General features: G+C 37.7%; 21 protein-coding genes and 1 pseudogene. 18 read left to right on the forward strand and 4 right to left on the reverse strand.

Features of this window, described 5'->3' with window-relative positions; all coding sequences use genetic code 11:
• The first annotated feature begins 37 nt into the window (after positions 1 to 37).
• From PVA17_RS06355 to PVA17_RS25515, 4 genes and pseudogenes are all read left to right on the forward strand, one after another.
• Complete coding sequence (locus tag PVA17_RS06355) at positions 38 to 1,021, forward strand: alpha/beta fold hydrolase (protein ID WP_274067190.1); 984 nt, start codon at positions 38 to 40, stop codon at positions 1,019 to 1,021.
• Positions 1,022 to 1,026: 5 nt separating this feature from the next.
• A complete protein-coding gene (locus PVA17_RS06360) occupies positions 1,027 to 1,698 on the forward strand; it encodes a response regulator transcription factor (RefSeq protein ID WP_274067191.1) in 672 nt (223 codons plus the stop codon).
• Entirely contained in the window at positions 1,695 to 2,687 is a 993-nt protein-coding gene (locus tag PVA17_RS06365; protein WP_274067192.1) for a sensor histidine kinase, read from the forward strand. The genes PVA17_RS06360 and PVA17_RS06365 overlap by 4 nt, the downstream gene beginning before the upstream one ends.
• A gap of 24 nt (positions 2,688 to 2,711) precedes the next feature.
• A pseudogene (locus tag PVA17_RS25515) lies at positions 2,712 to 2,954 on the forward strand (lactonase family protein); the annotation flags it as partial.
• A 149-nt stretch (positions 2,955 to 3,103) separates the two neighbouring features.
• Here PVA17_RS25515 and PVA17_RS06375 read toward each other — a convergent pair.
• Positions 3,104 to 3,982, reverse strand: coding sequence for a LysR family transcriptional regulator (locus tag PVA17_RS06375; protein ID WP_274067193.1), 879 nt, complete (start codon positions 3,980 to 3,982; stop codon positions 3,104 to 3,106).
• A gap of 118 nt (positions 3,983 to 4,100) precedes the next feature.
• On the opposite strand from PVA17_RS06375, the gene PVA17_RS06380 reads away from it, so the two are divergent.
• The 11 genes from PVA17_RS06380 (at position 4,101) to PVA17_RS06430 (ending at position 13,269) form a co-directional block, all read left to right on the forward strand.
• The gene (locus PVA17_RS06380) at positions 4,101 to 5,321 is read left to right on the forward strand and encodes an MFS transporter (RefSeq protein WP_337993598.1); all 1,221 of its coding nucleotides are present in this window, start codon (positions 4,101 to 4,103) and stop codon (positions 5,319 to 5,321) included.
• A 157-nt stretch (positions 5,322 to 5,478) separates the two neighbouring features.
• Positions 5,479 to 6,489, forward strand: coding sequence for an ATP-binding cassette domain-containing protein (locus PVA17_RS06385; protein ID WP_274067194.1), 1,011 nt, complete (start codon positions 5,479 to 5,481; stop codon positions 6,487 to 6,489).
• On the forward strand, positions 6,486 to 7,274 hold the full coding sequence (locus PVA17_RS06390) for an ABC transporter permease (RefSeq protein WP_248718927.1): 789 nt from the start codon (positions 6,486 to 6,488) through the stop codon (positions 7,272 to 7,274). Before PVA17_RS06385 ends, PVA17_RS06390 begins: the two co-directional genes overlap by 4 nt.
• A 164-nt stretch (positions 7,275 to 7,438) precedes the next feature.
• The gene (locus PVA17_RS06395; RefSeq protein ID WP_274067195.1) at positions 7,439 to 7,825 is read left to right on the forward strand and encodes an SRPBCC family protein; all 387 of its coding nucleotides are present in this window, start codon (positions 7,439 to 7,441) and stop codon (positions 7,823 to 7,825) included.
• Between the two features lie 100 nt (positions 7,826 to 7,925).
• The gene (locus PVA17_RS06400) at positions 7,926 to 8,459 is read left to right on the forward strand and encodes a sigma-70 family RNA polymerase sigma factor (RefSeq protein WP_132358437.1); all 534 of its coding nucleotides are present in this window, start codon (positions 7,926 to 7,928) and stop codon (positions 8,457 to 8,459) included.
• Positions 8,443 to 9,327, forward strand: coding sequence for a hypothetical protein (locus PVA17_RS06405; RefSeq protein ID WP_274067196.1), 885 nt, complete (start codon positions 8,443 to 8,445; stop codon positions 9,325 to 9,327). Before PVA17_RS06400 ends, PVA17_RS06405 begins: the two co-directional genes overlap by 17 nt.
• Positions 9,328 to 9,498: 171 nt before the next feature.
• Positions 9,499 to 10,215, forward strand: coding sequence for a toast rack family protein (locus tag PVA17_RS06410; protein WP_274067197.1), 717 nt, complete (start codon positions 9,499 to 9,501; stop codon positions 10,213 to 10,215).
• Positions 10,216 to 10,522: 307 nt separating this feature from the next.
• On the forward strand, positions 10,523 to 10,945 hold the full coding sequence (locus PVA17_RS06415; RefSeq protein WP_274067198.1) for a hypothetical protein: 423 nt from the start codon (positions 10,523 to 10,525) through the stop codon (positions 10,943 to 10,945).
• A 79-nt stretch (positions 10,946 to 11,024) separates the two neighbouring features.
• Positions 11,025 to 11,567, forward strand: a complete 543-nt coding sequence (locus PVA17_RS06420) for a sigma-70 family RNA polymerase sigma factor (RefSeq protein WP_132358429.1) — start codon at positions 11,025 to 11,027, stop codon at positions 11,565 to 11,567.
• Positions 11,551 to 12,657 (forward strand): DUF4179 domain-containing protein, encoded by a 1,107-nt coding sequence (locus tag PVA17_RS06425; protein WP_274067199.1) that lies wholly within the window; start codon positions 11,551 to 11,553, stop codon positions 12,655 to 12,657. The genes PVA17_RS06420 and PVA17_RS06425 overlap by 17 nt, the downstream gene beginning before the upstream one ends.
• A gap of 87 nt (positions 12,658 to 12,744) precedes the next feature.
• The gene (locus PVA17_RS06430; RefSeq protein WP_274067200.1) at positions 12,745 to 13,269 is read left to right on the forward strand and encodes a tubby C-terminal domain-like protein; all 525 of its coding nucleotides are present in this window, start codon (positions 12,745 to 12,747) and stop codon (positions 13,267 to 13,269) included.
• 137 nt (positions 13,270 to 13,406) lie between these two features.
• On the opposite strand, the gene PVA17_RS06435 is transcribed toward PVA17_RS06430, so the two are convergent.
• Genes PVA17_RS06435 through PVA17_RS06445 form a run of 3 tightly spaced genes read right to left on the reverse strand, consistent with a single transcriptional unit; the run spans position 13,407 to position 17,153 of the window.
• On the reverse strand, positions 13,407 to 15,911 hold the full coding sequence (locus PVA17_RS06435; RefSeq protein WP_274067201.1) for an ABC transporter permease: 2,505 nt from the start codon (positions 15,909 to 15,911) through the stop codon (positions 13,407 to 13,409).
• Positions 15,911 to 16,639 (reverse strand): ABC transporter ATP-binding protein, encoded by a 729-nt coding sequence (locus PVA17_RS06440; RefSeq protein ID WP_483308010.1) that lies wholly within the window; start codon positions 16,637 to 16,639, stop codon positions 15,911 to 15,913. Before PVA17_RS06440 ends, PVA17_RS06435 begins: the two co-directional genes overlap by 1 nt.
• A gap of 52 nt (positions 16,640 to 16,691) precedes the next feature.
• Positions 16,692 to 17,153, reverse strand: a complete 462-nt coding sequence (locus PVA17_RS06445; RefSeq protein ID WP_483308008.1) for a sigma-70 family RNA polymerase sigma factor — start codon at positions 17,151 to 17,153, stop codon at positions 16,692 to 16,694.
• A gap of 602 nt (positions 17,154 to 17,755) precedes the next feature.
• On the opposite strand from PVA17_RS06445, the gene PVA17_RS06450 reads away from it, so the two are divergent.
• From PVA17_RS06450 to PVA17_RS06460, 3 genes are read left to right on the forward strand one after another with little or no spacing between them, the layout of a single operon-like run.
• On the forward strand, positions 17,756 to 18,760 hold the full coding sequence (locus PVA17_RS06450; protein ID WP_132358417.1) for a DoxX-like family protein: 1,005 nt from the start codon (positions 17,756 to 17,758) through the stop codon (positions 18,758 to 18,760).
• A complete protein-coding gene (locus PVA17_RS06455) occupies positions 18,757 to 19,368 on the forward strand; it encodes a DUF4166 domain-containing protein (RefSeq protein ID WP_274067203.1) in 612 nt (203 codons plus the stop codon). Before PVA17_RS06450 ends, PVA17_RS06455 begins: the two co-directional genes overlap by 4 nt.
• Positions 19,337 to 20,869 carry a YndJ family protein gene (locus tag PVA17_RS06460; protein ID WP_274067204.1) on the forward strand — a complete coding sequence of 511 codons (1,533 nt, stop codon included), beginning with the start codon at positions 19,337 to 19,339 and terminating at the stop codon, positions 20,867 to 20,869. Before PVA17_RS06455 ends, PVA17_RS06460 begins: the two co-directional genes overlap by 32 nt.
• Positions 20,870 to 20,900 lie beyond the last annotated feature (31 nt).

Raw genomic sequence — 20,900 nt, forward strand, 5'->3', positions numbered from 1 at the left:
TGTTTATTGTTACAGTATCAACTGAAAGGGGAATTACATGAGAAAAATAGTTAAAAAAATAGCTATCTACTTTATTGCAGTTATACTTATTGGACTAGTGACGATCTTCAGCTTTGATCGCTATCAGCTTAGTAAGGAATCGAAACTTTTAGATACTATCGGAACACTTGTTGAGGTCGATCATCAAAAAATCAATGTTTACACTGAGGGGGATGGTCACGAAACTTATGTGTTTATGGCAGGCTCAGGAGTTGCGGCACCGATTTATGAAATGAAAGGGCTGTACAGTAAATTTTCTCAAGGACATAAGATTGCTGTAATTGAAAGAGCGGGCTATGGGTACAGCGATGTCTCAAAGGACGAACGAGATATTGATACACTATTAGCACAGACGAGAGAAGCGCTCCAAAAAAGTGGAAATAAACCTCCTTATATATTAGTACCGCATTCCATTTCAGGTGTTGAAGCTATTTATTGGGCACAAAAATATCCGGAAGAAATTAAGGGAATTATTGCGCTTGATATAGGTTTGCCAAGTCAATATGTGGAGCATAAAATGGGAGTAATCGATTTATGGACTGTTAAGGGAATGAATTTACTAACGAAATTAGGCGTACATCGATTAACACCTTCGCAAGTATATAATCCAGAAGTAATGAAGCAATCATTTTTATCAGCGGAAGAAAAAGAAATATATAAGGCACAATCCTATAAACAGGTTTTTAATGATGATATGAAAAATGAGCTACTGCACGTGTACGAAAATAGTTTAAAATCAGAGGCGCTACCGAAACCAAAAGACACACCGATATTAATAATTGATGCTATTACTGAACAAAATAAAGATTCAAATTTTACGAAGTACCATAGCCAGAAATATGCGGAATTTGCCGAGCAAATTAACATAGCGGAAGTGAAAGAATTAAGTGGTACTCATAGTATTTATTTATATAAGCCTGATGAGATTTATAATCTTGCGATCGCATTTATGGAGACAAAAGTTGGCAGCAAAGAAAGGTAGAGGTAATGAAAGGATTTAAGATTTTAATAGTAGAAGACGACCAAATGATTGGTGATTTGATGCAAAAAATACTACAACGTGAAGGTTACGACGTTGTATGCAAAACCGATGGACGGGAAATTTTGACTATAATCTATCAAATTGATTTAGTCATAATGGACATTATGCTTCCGGGAGAAGATGGCTACCAGCTGACAAAGAACATTAAAAGCCTAGGCTTAAATATCCCCATTATTTTCCTTTCAGCGCGGAATGATATAGAGAGCAAGCTTCAAGGGTTAACCGTAGGGGAAGACTATATGACAAAACCATTTGATCCGAGAGAGCTCCTTTTAAGAATGCAGAAAATGCTAGAGCAGCAATATGGAACATTCACGCAAATCCAACATCTATTGATTGATATCGAGCATCGTAAATTATATAAAAATAATATACATGATGAAATTTCATTAACAGCAATCGAACGTAAAATCTTCTTTTATTTAGTTGACAACAAGGATACGGTGTTAACGAAGGATCATTTTTTTGACTATTTATGGCCACTTGAAGATCGAAATCAAAATATCATCAATGTTCACATTAAAAAGATCAGAACGAAAATTCATGATTCATCAGGTACCATCCTACAAAATATTTACGGAGAAGGGTATCGATTAAATACCTACATAAAGAAATGACATTAAAAACAAAATATCGATTATTATTATTTACGGCAATAGTTAGTGTCCCAATCGTCTTATTAGGGATCAGTGTGTCGATGTCTATTCTTTACGAATTCACTTTTAAAACTAGAAATAAAGGCACTCCATTCCATGAATCTTTCGCCTATCCAACGATGGTGATTGTATTCTTCCTATCCTTATGTTTGCTAGCATTTTTATTTTCGAAATCGATCAATTCATTGCTGACGAAAATTAATATGCTAAACAAAACGATTCGTGACTTAGCGAGTCATGAAAGTACACCGAGTACATTAGAGGTTGGCAGTGAGGATGAAATAGGAGAGTTAATTCAAGCGGTGAATATACTAATTGAGCGAACTACTTATCGGGAATTAGAGCTTCAACAACAGCAGGAACTACAAAAAGAGCTACTGCAAAAGCTAAGGCACGACATAAATACACCGTTAACGGCGATCCGCTTACAATTATTTTATCTAGAAGAATACTATAAGGAACAACCCAAATTGGTCGAATCCTTGAATGGGCAAATTCAATATATCTCTAGTTTAACGAATGAATTTAATTTGCAGTCCTTAGACACACTAGAAAATTCTTATATCGTAACGGAAGAAGTGCAACTCACAACATTGTTAGAAACGATGATAAAAAAGTGGAGCTATTTGTATAGAATGCACAACATCGAACTAATCTATCATCCAGAAGATAGCCATGTAACATGGACGAGTAATGAACTATGGTTACAACGAATGTTCGATAATGTGTTCCAAAACACTTTAAAACATTCAAAAGCTACAAAGCTCGAGATAACAATAAAAGATAATCAGATTTTCATGATGGATAACGGTATTGGCTTTGAACAAAATCGTGTTAGTAGGGGTCTAGGTTTGAAGATCATTGATGACATCGCTAGAATTCTTCAAGTAAGCTATTCACGCCATTCAAACGAAGAAGGGACATCATTTTGTTTTTCTATTTCAACCTAAAAATAGCGGCTTTTTCACTTGCCGCGTTTTTTTATTACATCGAAAAAAGCTAGGTGTTACTGCACAACAATTGGACAGCTGTCCAATGGTGCCCTGTCAGTGGCAGGACAGATTACTAGTACACCGATAGGAACAACTCCAGAACTGCCAATGGATGTTGGTTTGAGTAAAGATGGACAGCATTTTTACACCCTTAACGGAAATCAGGGAACGGTCTCCGTATTTACGATTCATTATTTTGGATCACAAGGATTAGCTGTTCTTTGATTTTGTTGAGAAGTGGGTGATAAAAATAAAAAGTTGGGCGATAAACCTAAAAATTAGAGCGACAAATCTTAGAATTGTTCCGATAAATCCTAAAATTGTTCCGACAATTCATAAAATCATTCCGATAAATTAATTTAGACCCTATCGAACTAGCTTCGTTCGATAGGGTCTTCCAACAACAATGATTCAATCACATGTTTTAATTGAAAAATAGCAGATTGTTGACTCTCGCTCTTCTTGTACATAAAGACAGTCTCGATCACTTTATTTAACTTCGGCAAATTATAATAGTGAATGTTGGAATAGTTATAAAGGTCAATTAGTTTTGTATTTAACACAGCAATTGTATTGTCTATTTGTAGGAAATCAAGGATACTACTGACCGATTTTATTTCTTTCATCGTAAATGGAACTTGATTCATTTTTAACCACTCTGCCAGCGCCCGTGTATACATACAGCCCCTACTTAACACAAGGAGTGTGACGGGCGAACGTTTCTCAAAATCAATAATATGTGAATCGTTCGAAATGACTTCAAATGTTTCTGATGCAATTATGTCATAATTTACATCAGGGTAGTGTTTAATAGGATTACTCGTCAGTGCACAATCCATTTCGGCATTATGTATTTTTTCATTCAAGGAAGTGCTAGATTCCACAGTGAAATCTACATCTAAAGAAATATTATTTGTCTGCAATGCATTCATAATGGATGCGCCATAAATTTTAATCGTTGTATGGGAAGTGCCAAGGCTAATTTTGGTCTTCGTTTGCGCTAAACCAATGTCTTGTAAAAAGTCATCGTACTCCCGTGTCATAAGCTTTAGAAATTTTAAATATTGTGTCCCCACATTTGTAATCTTCAGCCCCTGCGGTGTACGTTTAAACACCTCCTGACCAATTTCCGCCTCCATTTTCTTTACTTTAGAGGTTAAGGCAGATTGCGTATAATTTGTCATTTCAGCGGATTTACTAAGATTTTGCCTCTCTAAAATTTCAATCTTTAATGCTATTTCTTCTATGTTCATGTTGGAAGTCACACACCTATAAAATTTTTTGATAGCTACTATCATTTTCCTCCATTTTACGCATTCATTGAGGAAGCGTAAACTCAAATACGTAAAGTCAATGAATTAGTGAAACAGCATTGGAGGGAATTTTATGAATACATATTATAAATGGATCATTGTATTAGTAGCTACACTGTCTCAAACTGCGGCAACTTTTGTAACTTACGGCATGGGGCCAATTGCCACATTTTATCAAATTGAATGGGGATTATCCTCGCTTCAAACTGGTTTTATCGTTTCTGCTGTTAATATTGGGCCAATTTTTTCGATGATTTTGTTCGGCTATTTAATGGATAAACGAGGGGAAAAACAAATTATAGGGTGGGGCTCCATTTTACTAGGATTTTCAGCGCTACTTCTTATGTTGGTCAATAATTATGCAGTGTTGTTATTTTTATTATTAATTGTGGGCATATGGTATGGAAGTGCACAAACAGGAGGCAGCACTGCAATTGTGAAATGGTTTCCAGACAAACATCGTGGTCTAGCTATTGGCATTCGACAAACAGGCATTCCAATCGGTGGAGCTTTAGCATCAGCCATTCTCACATATATGTACTATCACCATAGCCTAACATCGGTACATCTTGTGCAAGGCATAGTAGCTATTGCTGGGGGACTGCTTTTTTTACTGATTTATCAGGAGCCTAAAAATCGAGTAGCAGTAGCTGCCACCTCTGTCACTTTTAAAGAAAAGCTCGAAGCTATTAAAAATAATAAAAATTTATATCCAATCTATATTGTTGGAATTGTGATGATGACCTTACAAATGATACTCGTTGCTCATTTTATGAGCTATTTACATGAAGAAGGCGGTTATTCCTTAACAGCGGCGGGGCAATATTTAAGCCTTGTATTAATCGGTGGAATGATTGGAAGGGTAGCCATTGCGTGGATGAGTGATCAATTTTTTGCGCAGAAGCGGGAATTGTTATTAATGATCGTAATGGCTAGTGCAGTCATTCTTATCGTCCTATTGCCACTTATGCTACATGCGAAAATGTTGATGCCCTTAGGTTGTTTCTTATTGGGCTTTGTAGCACTTGGCTGGTATTCATTGTTTATCGCTTGTGTAACAGAGCAATCGAATCCACATTATGTTGGTCTCACTGTAAGTGCAGCCTTGACGTTGAATCAGTTTTTTATTGTAATTGCCCCTTCGTTATTTGGATTCATCGTCACTTTTTTTTCAAGCTATCAATTGGCATTGGACATTGTAGCGATATTTGTTGCTCTCGGTGCAATGAACTTATATAGGGTGACCCAAAATACGAAGATTAGTTCAAAAACGTTGTAGAATTGTAAAAATAATAAACCCAAATTCGGTTCACATTCAGTTCATATATTTGTTGTATCATCCGTTTATAGACAACATCTATAAAAAACTTAGAAAAGTGATTTTCATCTGTTTCAAGAAAAATGAAACGATGGAAATAAGCGAAGGAGGAAATATAATGAGTAGAACGAAAAGCTCGCTAGCGAATAGTGAGTGGGCCATTGAAGCACATGGTCTTATGAAACATTTTGGAGAAAATCGTGCTGTTGATGGTGTCGATCTAAACGTACGTGCTGGCACTATCTATGGTGTACTTGGTCCTAACGGAGCAGGGAAGACTACCACTATCAGAATGCTAGCAACCCTACTACGAGCAGATGCTGGGACGGCGCGAATATTCGGTTATGACATAGTGAAAGAGCCTCACATTGTACGTCAATTAATTGGCGTCACTGGTCAGTATGCTTCGGTTGATGAGTCACTTAGTGCAACGGAAAATTTGATTATCTTCTCTCGTTTGTTAGGATTGGGACGTAAAGAGGCCCGGAATAAAGCAGCTGAATTACTGGAAGAGTTCGGTTTATCAGAAGCCGCTAAACGTCCATTGAAAAATTTCTCTGGCGGTATGCGCCGTCGCTTGGACTTGGCTGCTAGTTTGATCGCACAGCCACCATTGATTTTCTTAGATGAGCCGACTACAGGCTTAGACCCACGAACACGTAATCAAATGTGGGATACGATCCGCCGTTTAGTAGATACAGGTTCAACCGTCCTATTAACGACACAGTATTTGCAAGAGGTTGATGAACTGGCAGATCGACTTGCCGTTATTGATCATGGCCGGGTTGTTGCGGAGGGAACAGTCGATGAGCTAAAAGCATCTGTAGGTACATCATCTTTACATTTGAATATTCGAAATCATCAGGAAACCATAGTTGCCTGTGAAACCATCGAACAAATACTCAAAGTAAAAACAACAGTTACACAGGACATTGGGAAGATTACGGCCCCGATGGCAAATGTTGACGCTGTTACTGATTTACTAATCGCACTTCGTCAAAAAGGAATTCAGCTTGACGAGTTTAGTGTACAAAAACCGACCTTAGATGAAGTGTTTTTGACCATTACTGGTGAAAATGTTCCCCAAGAAATCAAAGGCTCTGAGCAAGTAGAGGGGGAAAGAGTATGAAAAGTCAATTGCTAAAGAAGCCGAGCTTCAATCAATCTTTAAAAAATTCGTTAACGATGGCCTATCGAGGCGTATTAAAAATTCGACGTACACCAGAGCAATTATTTGATGTAACGCTTCAACCGATTATTTTCACCCTCATGTTCACCTATATTTTTGGGGGAGCCATTTCGGGCAATGTGCAAAACTATTTGCCAGTCATCATTCCAGGAATTCTCGTGCAAACGGTCATCACTACCTCAATCGTTACAGGAGTCCAATTGCGGGAAGATATGGATAAAGGGGTGTTTGATCGATTTAAATCATTACCTATTGCACGTATTGCGCCACTGGCAGGGGCCCTATTGGCAGATACGATTCGTTATACAATTGCAACTGTCCTTACTTTTACTATGGGATATATCATGGGGTATCGACCAGAAGGGGGATTGGGTCACGTTGTACTTGCGGGACTTTTAGTTATTGTCTGTGCCTGGGCTATTAGCTGGATCTTTGCCTTCTTTGGTGTCATTGCACGTACAGCTTCGAGTGTACAAGGAATTTCCATGCTAGTGCTATTTCCACTGACATTTCTTTCTAATGCTTTTGTTCCGGCAGAGACTTTGCCAAATTTCCTACAGTGGTTTGTGAAAATTAATCCGATTTCACATCTCGTCACAGCCGTCAGAGAACTTACAAATTCGGGAGCTATAGGCTGGGATTTGTCAGCTTCACTTATTGGTGCTGCAATTGTTGTCATCATTTTTGCGCCACTAACCGTTCGTGCTTATATGCGTAGAACATAAGAAATGTCCTTAAAGAGTGTGTTTTCAATTGTAAAAACACGCTTTTTATTTTGGGTTAATTCGGAAAAGCGTAGCAAACAAAGAATTAAAATTGCAACTGTTATTTATTCCTATTATAGGATAAAGTTATAGAAAAATCCGGTTTCAGCAAATGGAGGAATGCGATGATGGATCAAGAAAAAAGCTCGATTTGGATTGATGCAAGTATTGCAACAGTTTGGCGGGCTGTCACAGAGGAACAGCTGCTGACGCAATGGTACGCTCCTGATTCAACTTGGGAAATCCCCAAATTAGCGGTAGGAGAAGAGATAATATTCACGATTATGCCGAATGAACAAAATCAGCTTGCTGAAAAATTACCGATGGTGTTAACGATTAAACGTGTAACGCCAAATCGAGAGTTTTCGTTTTACTTAGGTATAGAAGAAACGCTGATCGCTATTGTCTTAGAGGAAGAAAAAAATGGTACCACGGTCACTTTTAATACGAAGGGCTACGAGGCTTCTCTCGCTAACTTACAAGCTTTAGTGGAGGGAAATGATAACTTTTAACATATAAGTTTCATGGAGAAATTTGATTTTTCCATGAAACTTTTTCATTGTTCATCAGTCTAACTGTAAATGTTTTTGTAAAAGTAAAGGGGGCGAGCAAATGTTAAAAGAACAAAAGGACGCTCACTTATCTAGAGCCATGACAGTGTACGGGGATTATTTATTACGTGTATGCTTTACATATGTTAAAGATTGGACAGTGGCTGAAGATTTGGTACAAGACACATTTGTTAAATACTATGAAAAAATGGAGCAATTTCGTGAAGAAGCTTCCATCAAGACATATTTATATCGAATTGCGATTAACAATTGTCACAGTTATCTTTCAAGCTGGCGTTATAAAAAAATACAAGTCATTGATTATTGGAGCAAATTCAAGAGCCTTTCCAATAATCCTGAAAAGGAAGTATTGATGGGAGAGACAGATGCATTGCTAGTGGCATCGATTGAGAAACTTCCGACGAAATACAAAGATGTACTACTACTATTTCACTTTGCAGAGTTTTCCTTAAAAGACGTTGCAGAATTGCTAAAGCTACCAGAAAATACGGTCAAAACACGATTAAGGCGAGCGCGTCAAATGGTGGGCATCACGCTATTGGAGGAGGGGTTCGAATATGGATCGGATTCGTAATGCCATCAACGAAATGTATAAGGAAGGTAACTTCTCGTATGAAAATCATGAAAAAACATTTCAAAAAATCAATCAAAAAACGAAGAAACGAACACCGTTAATGCCAATTATCGTAACAGCAGTCGTATCAGCATGTCTGATCATTGGCTTAAAGATGATGCTTTTCCAACATGATATCCAATCCACGACGTCGGCAATTATCGATTCACATCTTTATCCAGAAAAGTCTGGAAAGGTGAAAGACTATAGCGCCTTATCACGACCATGGATGGTAGTAGGGTTAGTTAGTACCGTCTTCCTGTTTATTTTTACATTATTTGCTCTCGTTAAAAAATGGTTTTGGCGAGCACTACTAAGTATCATCATAATAATTGCTATTTTGGGGAATATGTCTGAACGAATTGGCTATCGCGTTTACGTACAAAATGAAGCAGAAATTCGAAATACTGTAAAACTTGGACCTTTTCATCCGGATACTGTTAAAATGAATGGTACAATAACGATACAACAGTATAGAATGGGTTATTTTTCAGAGAATCGCTTTCAAGGTATAGCAATTTTCAAGCATGATGGTAAAGGCTATGCATTGGATCAATATATACAGAGCGAAGAAGATACTATGAATTCTATTTATTTGAAAGACATTCACTATCTTGTTATTCCATTACTTAACGATCATAACATTGAAAAAGTAATAATAGACACTGGGACCGAGCGTATTGAGAAAGCAGTTGATTCCAATGATGCGCAATTAATATCAGTGCCTTTAAATTCAGAAATAGCTACTTCTCAATTGGTGATACATGCATTGGATCATGAAGGAAATACTTCTATTCTTTATAATGATTCACGTATTTTCACCTATTAACAGCTACCCCGTATGAATATGATGTTTTCATACGGGGTTTTTGAGATCCATGGAAGGGGTGCACACTACGTCTTAGGTCTTAGAAGATTTTAAAGCGGAGGGTCGTTTTTATAAATGAAAATTCCTATATAATGAATTTATTGGAATATTATATAGCGGGAGGAAATTACATTGAAAAAATTTATGGGACTTGGTTTGGTAATAGGCGCCTCATTAATTGCGCTAGCGGGGTGCAACTCAGTCGTACCAGGTAAAACCAAAGATGAAACGATCTTAGTTGAAAAGGATAAAGCAGAAAAGTTAGATGTAGAATTAGAGCTTGGAATTGGAGAAATAACAGTAGAAAAAGGTGCTAAGGATTGGATTGAAGGTACTGCTCAATACAATGTTGATAAATTGGCTCCAAAAGTAAAATATGACCTACGCGGCAAGACAGGAAAAATATCGATTGATCATAAAGGCTCGACTAACGTGCGTTTAGGGAAAATAAAAAATATATGGGATATTAAACTAAATGAAGATATTCCAATGGATCTCTCAATCGAAACGGGAGCATCGGATGCAGAAATAAATCTACAAGGGTTGCAGCTTGAAAAATTAGATATTAACACGGGTGTTGGCGATCTTAAAGTAAATTTAGGTGGCGATTGGAAAAAAAGCTTCGAAACGAATATTGAAACAGGTGTTGGGAGCACTACTGTCACTTTACCGTCAAAGGTAGGGGTAAAGCTTACGACAGAAAAAGGCATCGGCACATCAAATATTGAAGGCCTCATTTCTAAAGGAGAAGGGGTTTATGTAAATGAAGCATATGACAAATCAGATGTAAAAATAGAAGTCAATTCAGAAATCGGATTAGGCGACATTACGTTCAAATTGGATAAATAAAGAAAAGTTTAGTAGGCTACTTTAAGTGAAGTAGTCTACTTTTTTTGTAGAAACATAGGTGACGGATAGATGACAAAAGTAATGGATAGAACGGTAGTGTACGATGGAAGGATCAAAGTCGTGGATGGAAGAGCCAAAATCAGGATAGAAGAGCTGAAGTCATGGATAGAACAATCAGAATCGTGGATAGAAGAGCCAAAATCGTGGATAGAACAACTAGAATCGTGGATGGAAGAATCAAAGTCATAGATAGAAGAGTAAAAGTCGTAAATAGAAGAGCCAAAATCAGGATAGAAGAGCTGAAGTCATGGATAGAACAATCAGAATTGTGGATAGAAGAGCGAAAATCGTGGATAGAACAACTAGAATCGTGGATAGAAGAATCAAAGTCGTGGATAGAAGAGTTAGAATCGTGGATGGAAGAATCAAAGTCATAGATAGAAGAGTAAAAGTCGTAAATAGAAGAGCCAAAACCAGCGATGTTCCGTTTTCTATCAGCGATTATGGCTTTCTTATCAGCGATGTTCCGCGTTCAATCAGCGATTATAGCTCTTTTATCAGCGATGTTCCGCGTTCAATCAGCGATTATGGATCTCTTATCAGCGATGTTCCGCGTTCTATCAGCGATTATGGCTCTCTTATCAGCGATGTTCGGCGTTCAATCAGCGATTATGGCTCTTTTATCAATAATGTTCAATTTTCTATCAGCGGTTCTCGCTCTCTTGGATAGAAGATTTATAAAAAGATTTTTTCAAAGTGAAACCTTTTGATTGAGTTAATTACTCTAAGTATTGAAAGGAGGAAACAGCATGGAACATGACTTATCGATCGTTAAACAGGCTATAACAGGAAATAAGGAAGCGTTTGAGCAGCTACTTATTTTAGAGGAAGAAAAATTATTTTATACCGCGCTTTCTTATGTTGGCCAAAAAGAGGATGCATTGGACGCTATTCAAGAAGCAGCATGTAAAGCTTATCTAACCGTGCATCAACTAAAGCATCCGGAATTTTTCTCCACATGGCTGTTTCGGATTTTAATACATGAATGTTATCGTTTGCTAAAAAAAGGGCAGAAAATCATTCCTTATGAAGAAAGTGAATTATTACATCGTTTACAGGAGCAAGAAAATGTTATGGCGAATCCAATTGATTTATCGGATGCTATACAGCTTTTGAATCATTCTCAGCAAATGGCCATCATTTTATTTTATTATCATGATTTGCCGATTAAAGAAATTTCAGAGGTAATGGAAAAGCCAGTTAGCACTATTAAAACGTATTTGCATCGTGGAAAAAAACAATTAAAACGAGAATTAGAAAGGAGTGCAACGTTTAATGAAAAAGCCATTTAATGAAAAAAGTACCCTTCCGGAATTCCCAAGAGATGAGGTACGAGCAGCGATTGCCAATGGCATAAAACAAGCAGAGGAGCAAAAAAATATGACTCAAACACCTGTACAAATTAAAAGAAAAAGTAAACGTAAACCATTATTGTATGTAGCAAGTGCGGCAGCCGCATTTAGTATTATGGTAGGTTCTGCCGCGTATGTATCACCAACTTTCGCGAGCACATTATCACAGCTACCAATTGTCGGGTCGGTATTCAGTAACTCAGGCTTACCTGGGCTTAAACAAGCTAGTGAACAAGGATTAACAAGCACTATTGGAGAAAATCATACTATTAATGGTATTTCTGTAACGATAGACGAAGTTCTTTATGATGATTCTAATATTACAGTAGGATTTACAGCTAATTCTGAAAAGGCATTAAGTAAGGATTACTTTGGGGCAGGACTAAACTTTACTATTAATGGTAAAAACCCAGAAGTGGCATCTGGAACCTTTTATGAAAAGGTAATAAGTCCAACGGTTCATACAGGTCTTGCAAGATTTGCTGTGATGGGAAAGATGCCAGATTCCTTTGAAATGGGCTTAATGTTAGAAGGGAAAGAAGGGGAGAAATGGGAATTTACAGTTCCTGTTGAAAAGATTAAGAATATTATTGATGTACCAGTTAATCATCAGCAACAAGCAGAGGGCATTCAGCTGGATGTTTCCAAAATTTCATTAAGCCCATCAGGTATAGCACTTGACTATAAAGCGTCTGAAAAGGGGACAATTGATAATTCACAAGTAGGTGCATCGTTTATAGAATTCCGTATTACCGATCAGAATGGCAAGGAGATTACTTCGCATTCTGGTGGAGGAGAAGGTCATTTCGAAAATGGTGTATGGAACTTTAGCAGTATAAAGTCCTTTGACCCGATTTCAAACGATGTTCAAAAATTAACGATTACTCCATATTTAATGCTCCCTTCAGACGGGGGCGGTGTACAAATGGATAAGGATGGCATAGAAACAAAAATACCATTCGATAAGTCATCACTAAAAGAAGTGAAGTTCCAACCATTCACAGTCGAAGTACCTAAGCAAACTAAATAAACACTAAAGGCGTCAAATACAACCTTTGTATTTGGCGCTTATTTTATGTTAGTTTATAGAAAGCAACTGAATGAAGGAGCGAACGGATTGAAGATTTATACATATAAACAACCAGCGGCCATTGAGTCAACAGAATCAGTAGCCATTTTAAATGAAGCGGGGGAAGTATCGACGACTGTTCAACGTGTTTATTCGAATGGACTGAAAAAGGCATTTGACCGCACGATGGACTATCGCTATTTTGTACGTTTTGATGTTAGTGATGTCACTGGTCAGCCTCTTTTCACATGTAAGAAAGTGTCGCGTCGTGGTCGAGTGCATTTTATAGGGGAGGATTTCGTCACAGGCAAAGAGTATATGATTGCCTATGATGGCTGGCAAATTATGATCCCTGATTTAATCATCACAGACGGCGTCCAAACTATAAAACTCAACAAGGAAATGGAGGACTGGTCCGTATTTTCTCTTGATGATCAACCAATTGCACGCTGGCAGGCTGTCTTTTGCGAGACTCATTTTGAGATTACGCTGCAAATTGTAGACAACAGCCCGATACAGCATGAAGCATTTTTTATTGCAATCGGACAGGCAGTGCTGTTTGTAGGAGCGTAAGATGTCGATAAATTTGAAAAAATGTCCGATAAAATGAAAAAGTTGGGCGATAAAATGAAAAAATTAAGCGATAAAACGATAAAATAGCTCGATAAATGAAAACAGCCCCTCTGCTACTTAAGAGGGGCTACTTTCATTTAAATATCTAGCATTTCATTCGCTAATTTTCTACGACTTATCCAGTAACCTTGTAGTGTAAAGACAATAAGTGTCGCGCCTAAAAAGACGATACTCGTAACACCTAATGTAACGAAGTCATAAGTTCCTCCGTCAATCGTGAACAGTAATTTTGTAACTAGAAGTCCGAGAAATGTCCCAACAGCCAGTCCATAAAGAACAAAGGATAACACTTGCGTCAAAATCAGCTTAATTAATCCTCGCGGTGAAAGACCTATAAGCCGCTGAATTGCATAATCGGCACGTTTTGAGTAAATGGAGTGAAGCAGTGTTTGCAATACGCCGAGACAAGTTGCGGAAATTAGGATAACAAAGACTCCAACAAAAAGGCTCCAGCGCTGGAAGGTCATTTCATCGTATTGCTTGATAAATGTCTCTTTATCAGTAATTTTTAAAGCTGGCCAACGTTCTTGTAAGTATGAGAGATCGGCTAATGCCTGCTCTGTATTATCTGCTTCCACCATTATGTTTGTAATGATAGTTGAATCAGAAGATACTATAAAAGAGGACCAATCCACAAATAAATCTATATATTTATTATAAGAATCAAGCGCTACATCAATTACTAGTAATTCACCAATTGGCAGATTTTGTTGAAGTGTTTCATCAAACGTCCCTGCCATTATACGATCACCAACTGCTAATTGATGTTTTCTAGCAAATCTTTCTGTAATGATCACTCCATTTTTCAAATCTCCTTTAACAGCATCAAGCTTTTTTAATTGGACGTATTTTTCAACATCAATGGCCTCGAAGTTACTACCTTCTTCCCAGCCATTTTCGCCTTCAATCGTGATCCAAGGTGCTTCACTTCGTGCATAGGCATAGGCTACACTCGGCAATGCCTCAATTTCTGTTATTAGATCCGGTGTAATGGTTGGGTCATTTAATTCATTATCAATTTTAATCGATGTTTCATATTGAGAGTTAATATACTCATAGGAGCTTTGCTGAACTGATTTAAATAAAGAGCTGCCGAAAATTAAAATGACCATTAAGCCGATAATGCTAAGTATAATCGGCATATTTCTTCGTACTTGTGGCATAAGCTGCTGACACGCTAAGTATGCTTCTTTGCCGAGCACAGTACGAATAGGCTTCAATGAAAATTTAAATAATGCTGTAAAGAGGTATGGTATCAGATAAAGGAAGATTCCACTGACGAGTAATGTGCCTATTAAAATCATAAGTGCACCTTGTCCACTATTTTTTCCGACTTTATAAGCATTTAAAAACAAGAATAGGGACATGAACGCAACGCCACTCACAATAATCGTTTTCCATTTTGTCCATCGTAAACTTAAATTTTCATTCTCTGTTGCGATTTGTAAAGGTAATAGACTTGAGCTTTTATGAACTTGCCACTGTGTGATTAGCTGGAGCAATAAAAAACTTACAATAGCAATCGCCAATACAAAGATCATCGGTAAATCAGTTTTTGCATCTGGCATTTTCATCAAACTAATGAGCTGTGGTAACCAACTTTTTATTATCAATAAACTGACCGCTGTCCCAAGCAATACGCCTACGCCAATGATTGTAGATAATTGCAATTGTACAATGCGTCCTACTTGCTTGTTAGAGGCGCCAAGTGCACGAAATACCATAAGCTGTTCTTTAATTTTGTAAAATAATAGCTGGAACGTTGATAGCAGTAAAACATTTGAAATAAGTAATATAAAGAATGAAAGTACAACCATAAAAATGATTAATGCTTGTAAATTTCTCTTAAATTCATCATAGTCACTCATGACATCTACACGTAATGTTTCATCAAGTTGTTTCAAATCTGTACCAACTGAGGTAGCCATATTATCTTCCGTTTTAATGAGTGCAAACATACCGGCCGTTTGTGCATTACTATTATTCATCCAAGTTTTCAACTCATCATTTTGCATAAGGATAAAATTAGGACTATCTGTGCCTTTAAGGGGTGAAAGGATTTCTTGTATCGTAAAGCTACCTGTATTTGCTTCAACAGAATCTCCAATCGTTTTATTGAAAGTAACGTTTAGCGTATCGCCGACCTCTTTGTGGAAAAGACGTGCCACATTTTCAGTAATCACAACTTCGTTCGGGCCAAGATCGACATTAAAATGATAGCGGCTTTTCACTAAGTCGTCGTTTTCCACACCAACTGTATAAAATGATGTATTTTTCTCATTTTCAACATTAGTTTGAGCTAGTGATACACTCGAAACTTTTGTAACACCAGGTATTGCTTCGAAATTTTCGATTTGCTGTGAAGATAACAGCCTATTTTGATCGGGGTTATAGCCGACCATTAAATCCATTTCGCCATATAATGCTTGTATGTCTTCTTTCATTTGACTATGGGCATTCCATATGTAAACACTCATTGTCATGACAAGGCAAATGGAAATGGTAATAATACTAATACTCGTTAATACATTGGCCCATGCTGCACGAAATAGCTTCAGAGCAATGGTACACATCGTAAACATTACACATCACCTCTAGTAATCAGCTTGAATTTCGCTAAAATACAATCTAAATCCTCCGCTGTTTGCGTATTTTGATAGGAATCCACAATGGCACCATCATGGAAAAATAATACACGATTTGCATAAGTCGCAACATAAGGGTCATGTGTCACGAGTAACATGGTTTGATTCATAGTTTTTTGCAAGTCTACTAACAGCCCTAAAATTTCATCAGTCGTATTCACATCCAATGCACCAGTCGGCTCATCTGCCAGCAATATTGGTGGGTTTGCGATAATAGCGCGGGCTATGGCCACACGTTGCTTTTGACCACCAGAAAGCTCATTTGGTCGATGCTTTGCCCAGGCAGCAATATTTAGCTTTTCCATCATTTGCTGTACGCGTCCTTTAATGTCTTTACTTGGTACATCATTGAGGATAAGAGGGAGCGCAATATTATCTTCAACTGATAAATCCTTCAACAGATGGAATGATTGGAAGATAAAGCCGATATTCTCTTTGCGGAATTTCGATGCTTTTGGCTCTTGATAAATATCATGTGCTTCCTTTCCAAATAAGAATAACGCTCCTTCAGTCGGTTCATCGATGGCGCTAATCATATTGAGCAGTGTACTTTTACCAGAACCGCTCGTTCCCATAATGGCCACCATTTCACCTTGATAAACCGTACAATGGATATTTTTCAAAGCTTTGACCGTATGATGCTTTTGTTGAAAGATTTTTGACATCCCTTCGATGCGTAACACTTCTGTTAAACGTCCTTCGGGGATCGGAATCGCATTAATAACTCCTTTCAACGGATTGAACCCATTCATCTATATATGCCCCCTTTAATTGTTGTCGTAAAGCTTGTAAGCCTCGGCGAATATGCGTTTTCACAGTGCCCTCAGGATATTGTAAAATCGCTGCAATATCTTTTACCGAGTAGTCTTGATAAAAACGTAATAGTAAAACCGTTTTGTATTTTTCCTCTAGCTCGCAGAGAGAATGCCATAGATCAAGTTCTTCTTCGATATATGTAGGTGAAGTACTATTGAGATCTTCTAATGTATGTGGTTCAACAAGCTGTACCGAGTTTTTCTTGGCAAGATAGGTTTTACAGCAATTTATAATAATGCGCGTTAACCAGGTAGAAAAATATTGAGGGTCGTTTAATTTAGGTAAGCCCTCATATGCACGGATAATTGTCTGTTGAAAAACTTCTACGGCGTCATTTTCATTTTGGACATAAACATAAGCCATTCGATATAACTTATGTTGCTCCTGCTCAATAAGCTGATAAAAAGCTTGCTCATCTCCGTTTTGTGCTAACTGTACTAATGATTCTTGCTTTGTAGTAATGAAAAACGCCTCCTTCCGACTATTAGACTTGGCAAACGATCATTTCGATTCAACTTTTTTTATTTTATAGGAATTTAATGGTCCATTTCCGAAAACAGGATATTACTTTTGTTAAAGACTATACAATGCATATCAGTTGATCTTCGTTCCGACTTGGCTCCTCCTTGGGGATTAGCGATAGGGGAACGAAGGCTAAACCTGTGATAACGCTTTAGTGACCAACATCGTGTTAGCCCAAGACCCTGGAGCGAAGCGGATGTTTTCGGTGCAAAAGGTGTAGTGCTAACGTAGCAGCAGCAATAAAGTTTTATCAGAGCGAAAGCGCTCAGTAGGAACGGAAATCAACCCTATGTTATGGTATTGTTCCGATTAAATGGGTAAAGTCCAATTTATGGTTAAAAATTAATTTATTGCTATAATACCATTAATAGAGTAGTGGTTATGGAGGATTATAGAAAGGAAACTAAAATAACCAATAAGCTTGTTTGAAGGAGGATATAAAGATGAAGAAAAAGCCTATTTATGTGGAGGTGGATATACGAGCACCCATCAATGAGGCTTGGAATTATAGCCAAAACCCTAAGCTGCATGAGCAATGGGATTTACGTTTTACTGCTATTACATATATCGATAAAAAATCTCCTGAAGAAGCTCAGCGCTTTACCTATGAAACGAAGGTGATGCCGGGCATATCAGTTAGTGGCTGGGGTGAGAGTAAAGGAGAGCATCATAAAAAAGATGGCACGAAAACATCCTCGTTACATTTTGGCACACCCCAAAAAATATCTCCAATTGCAGAGGGGAAAGGTTACTGGAAATACATTCCTAACGGCAAGGGGCTCACATTTTTAACTCAGTATGATTATGATGTTCGCTACGGGAAACTAGGGAAATTATTTGATGCTGTGTTTCGTCCCGTAATGGGCTGGGCTACAGCTCTTAGTTTCGATGTTTTAAAAAGATGGCTTGAAAAAGGAGAAAATCCTTTTTCTCAGTATCGTCGCTTCTTATTAACAATGCTTATTAGTGTGCTTTTTTGTTTTGTGTGGTTGTACCACGGTCTTGTACCGAAAATTATCGTACAACATCCTACTGAGGTGATGATGATTGAGGAATTATTAGGCGGGGATTATAGTCAGTTGAATGGATCGGGCGTAGAGCCGAGCGGATCTGTTGTAGCGAACAAATCTACAACAATGCAAAAACTTGCAGAGTCACCTAAGAGTAACACTAGCCAAATCGTAAACTGGATTGGCCTTGCAGAGATCATCTTTGCACTTTGTTGGTTATTGCCTAGAGGAAAGCGTTTATTGTTTGGCGTGCAAATATTGCTATTTCCAATTTTAACATTGGGTGCCGTTCTAGCGGATAAAACGATTGCATTTGCTCCATTTAATCCTGTAACACTTAATGTAGCATTGTGGGTATTGTCTATTATCGGGTTGATTTTAAGTAAAGATATGCCGAGTGCCAAAAGCTGTAAACGAAAGCGAGGAGGAACAGCATGACGATTTATCAAACTTTATTAGGTGAGGGCTTTTCTAGACTCCATCCAATGCTACAGAAGCGTTATATGTTACCTGTAGATCAGCCTTTTTATGCTACTGGTGTGATGCATAAAATTGAATCTGGTGCAAAGTGGCTGCGTCCTTTTTATGCGATAGCTACCAAAACTAGATTCCTATTTCCTGAATCAGGCGACGATGTTCCGTTCTCAATTTGTAATACTTGTCGTGTATTACCAAATGGGGAACTCGAGGTGTTATGGGAGCGTACTTTCCATTTTTCAAACAGCACTAGACATTTTGATGCGAGAATGACGATTGATCCAATCCGAAAAATAGTCAAGGATTACTTAGGATCACCAGCTCTTTTTTATTCAGATTTGCATTTTGCGGTGACAGGTGAGGGGAAATTGGTTATTCGCTCCGGAGTCCAACGATTTGTCGTTTCTAAAATAGAATGTTCAATACCCAAAATATTAGAGGGGCGTGTTATCGTCGAGGAAGGATTTGATGACAAAAGGAATGTGTTTACCATTCATGTGTCCATTCATAATCCAATAATAGGGAGGCTGATGATGTATGCTGGTGAATTTACGCAACAATCTATGTAGTCCTGTCCTACTATTAGGGCTTATGCTGTCGGTCGTTTGTTATTTGTTTAGCCCGCAGCCTGAATATATGTTGCTACTCACAGTTGCACAGCTGATCTTTGTTCCAGCGATGGTGAAAATGATCATTTCCTTTAACAAAGCCGGCGACGCTATTATTGTTGCGATGATGTTTGCTATTACGTTGTTACATTGGTCTGAAGGTTGGATAGCGATCGTTCTCGTACTTATTTATGTTTTTTATACGGCGTTTCTAGCTATACAAGGTATGAAGCGATTTTTACAGCGAGGCTTTACAAACATAGCGGAGATATCAATTGACGTGGGGCTTATTTATATATGGATTGGTGGACTATGGTTTTTTGCTTTTATCGCAAACATCGATACAGGTTTTTCATCGTTAATAACGTGGTTAACAGCCATCCATTTTCATTATTCAGCTTGTTTATTAGCTATTTCTATAGGTCTTTTTGGGCGAATACATAAGAGTAGATGGTACAATGCAGTCGTTGTTATATTATTGACAGGCCCACTTCTTGTAGCAATTGGTATAACGTTCTCTACAATAATTGAAATTATTTCAGTGATTCTTTATATCGCTGCGATTTATAGTTTATTTTTCCTTGCTTTCAAAACGAAACTTCCTCGTGGACAAGGTTTACTGTTACGCATTTCCTACGGGGCACTATGTATCACGATAATATGGTCATTTATGTATGCATTTGGCTATGTAGGGATACCAGAAATGCTCACATTTCATGGATTTATGAATGGTATTTTCTTCGGTAGTGTAGGGGTGCTAGCTTGGGCTATAGCTATTCCCGAAACTAAATTTCAACCATTCCATTTTCCAGTAAGCCAAATTAGGGGGAAATTGCGAGAACGAAAAGACCCGCACCCAGGTTTAGTCGATGCGCTAAGTGACTTTGTGGATACGACAAAGCTACCACACATCATTCCACATTTTTATGAAGAAACAAATCAGTATCGTTTAATGGCATCTATAAAGTGGAAAACCTGGTTTAAACCGTTTGCTTTAATTTATCAAAGCTTAAGTCGCTTCATGCAACAGCTGAATTTACCCTTCTCCAGTAAGCAAATTGAGATGACAGGAAAGGTTGTTAAAGTAGATGAGCTGCACGATGGACGTCCAGCTCCACGCGCATGGATTCGTAAAATAGAAAAACAAACAACCTTTGTCGCAATCTATTCAAAACATACAACAGGACAAACCACCTATATGAATATTGCACTTCCACTGCCTTTTTCAACAATGATAGGGGTGTTATATGTATATGAAGATAATGGTGCTTTATATTTAACGAGTAATCACGATGGAGATGCTGGGATTTATTTAGCTATTAACCGTTTTTTATTTCAACTACCTTTACAGGAGCATTTTAAGATAAAGGCACAAGATGAAACAACGCTAACGGCTGTGCACAAGATGCGTATTTTCGGTCTACCTTTTTTAGAAATTAACTATCAAATAACAAGAAAATAGATTTTTATTGAAGGAATCTGCCTATCTTTGC

The sequence above is a fragment of the Lysinibacillus sp. CNPSo 3705 genome, assembly GCF_028674935.1.
Lineage (GTDB): Bacteria > Bacillota > Bacilli > Bacillales_A > Planococcaceae > Lysinibacillus.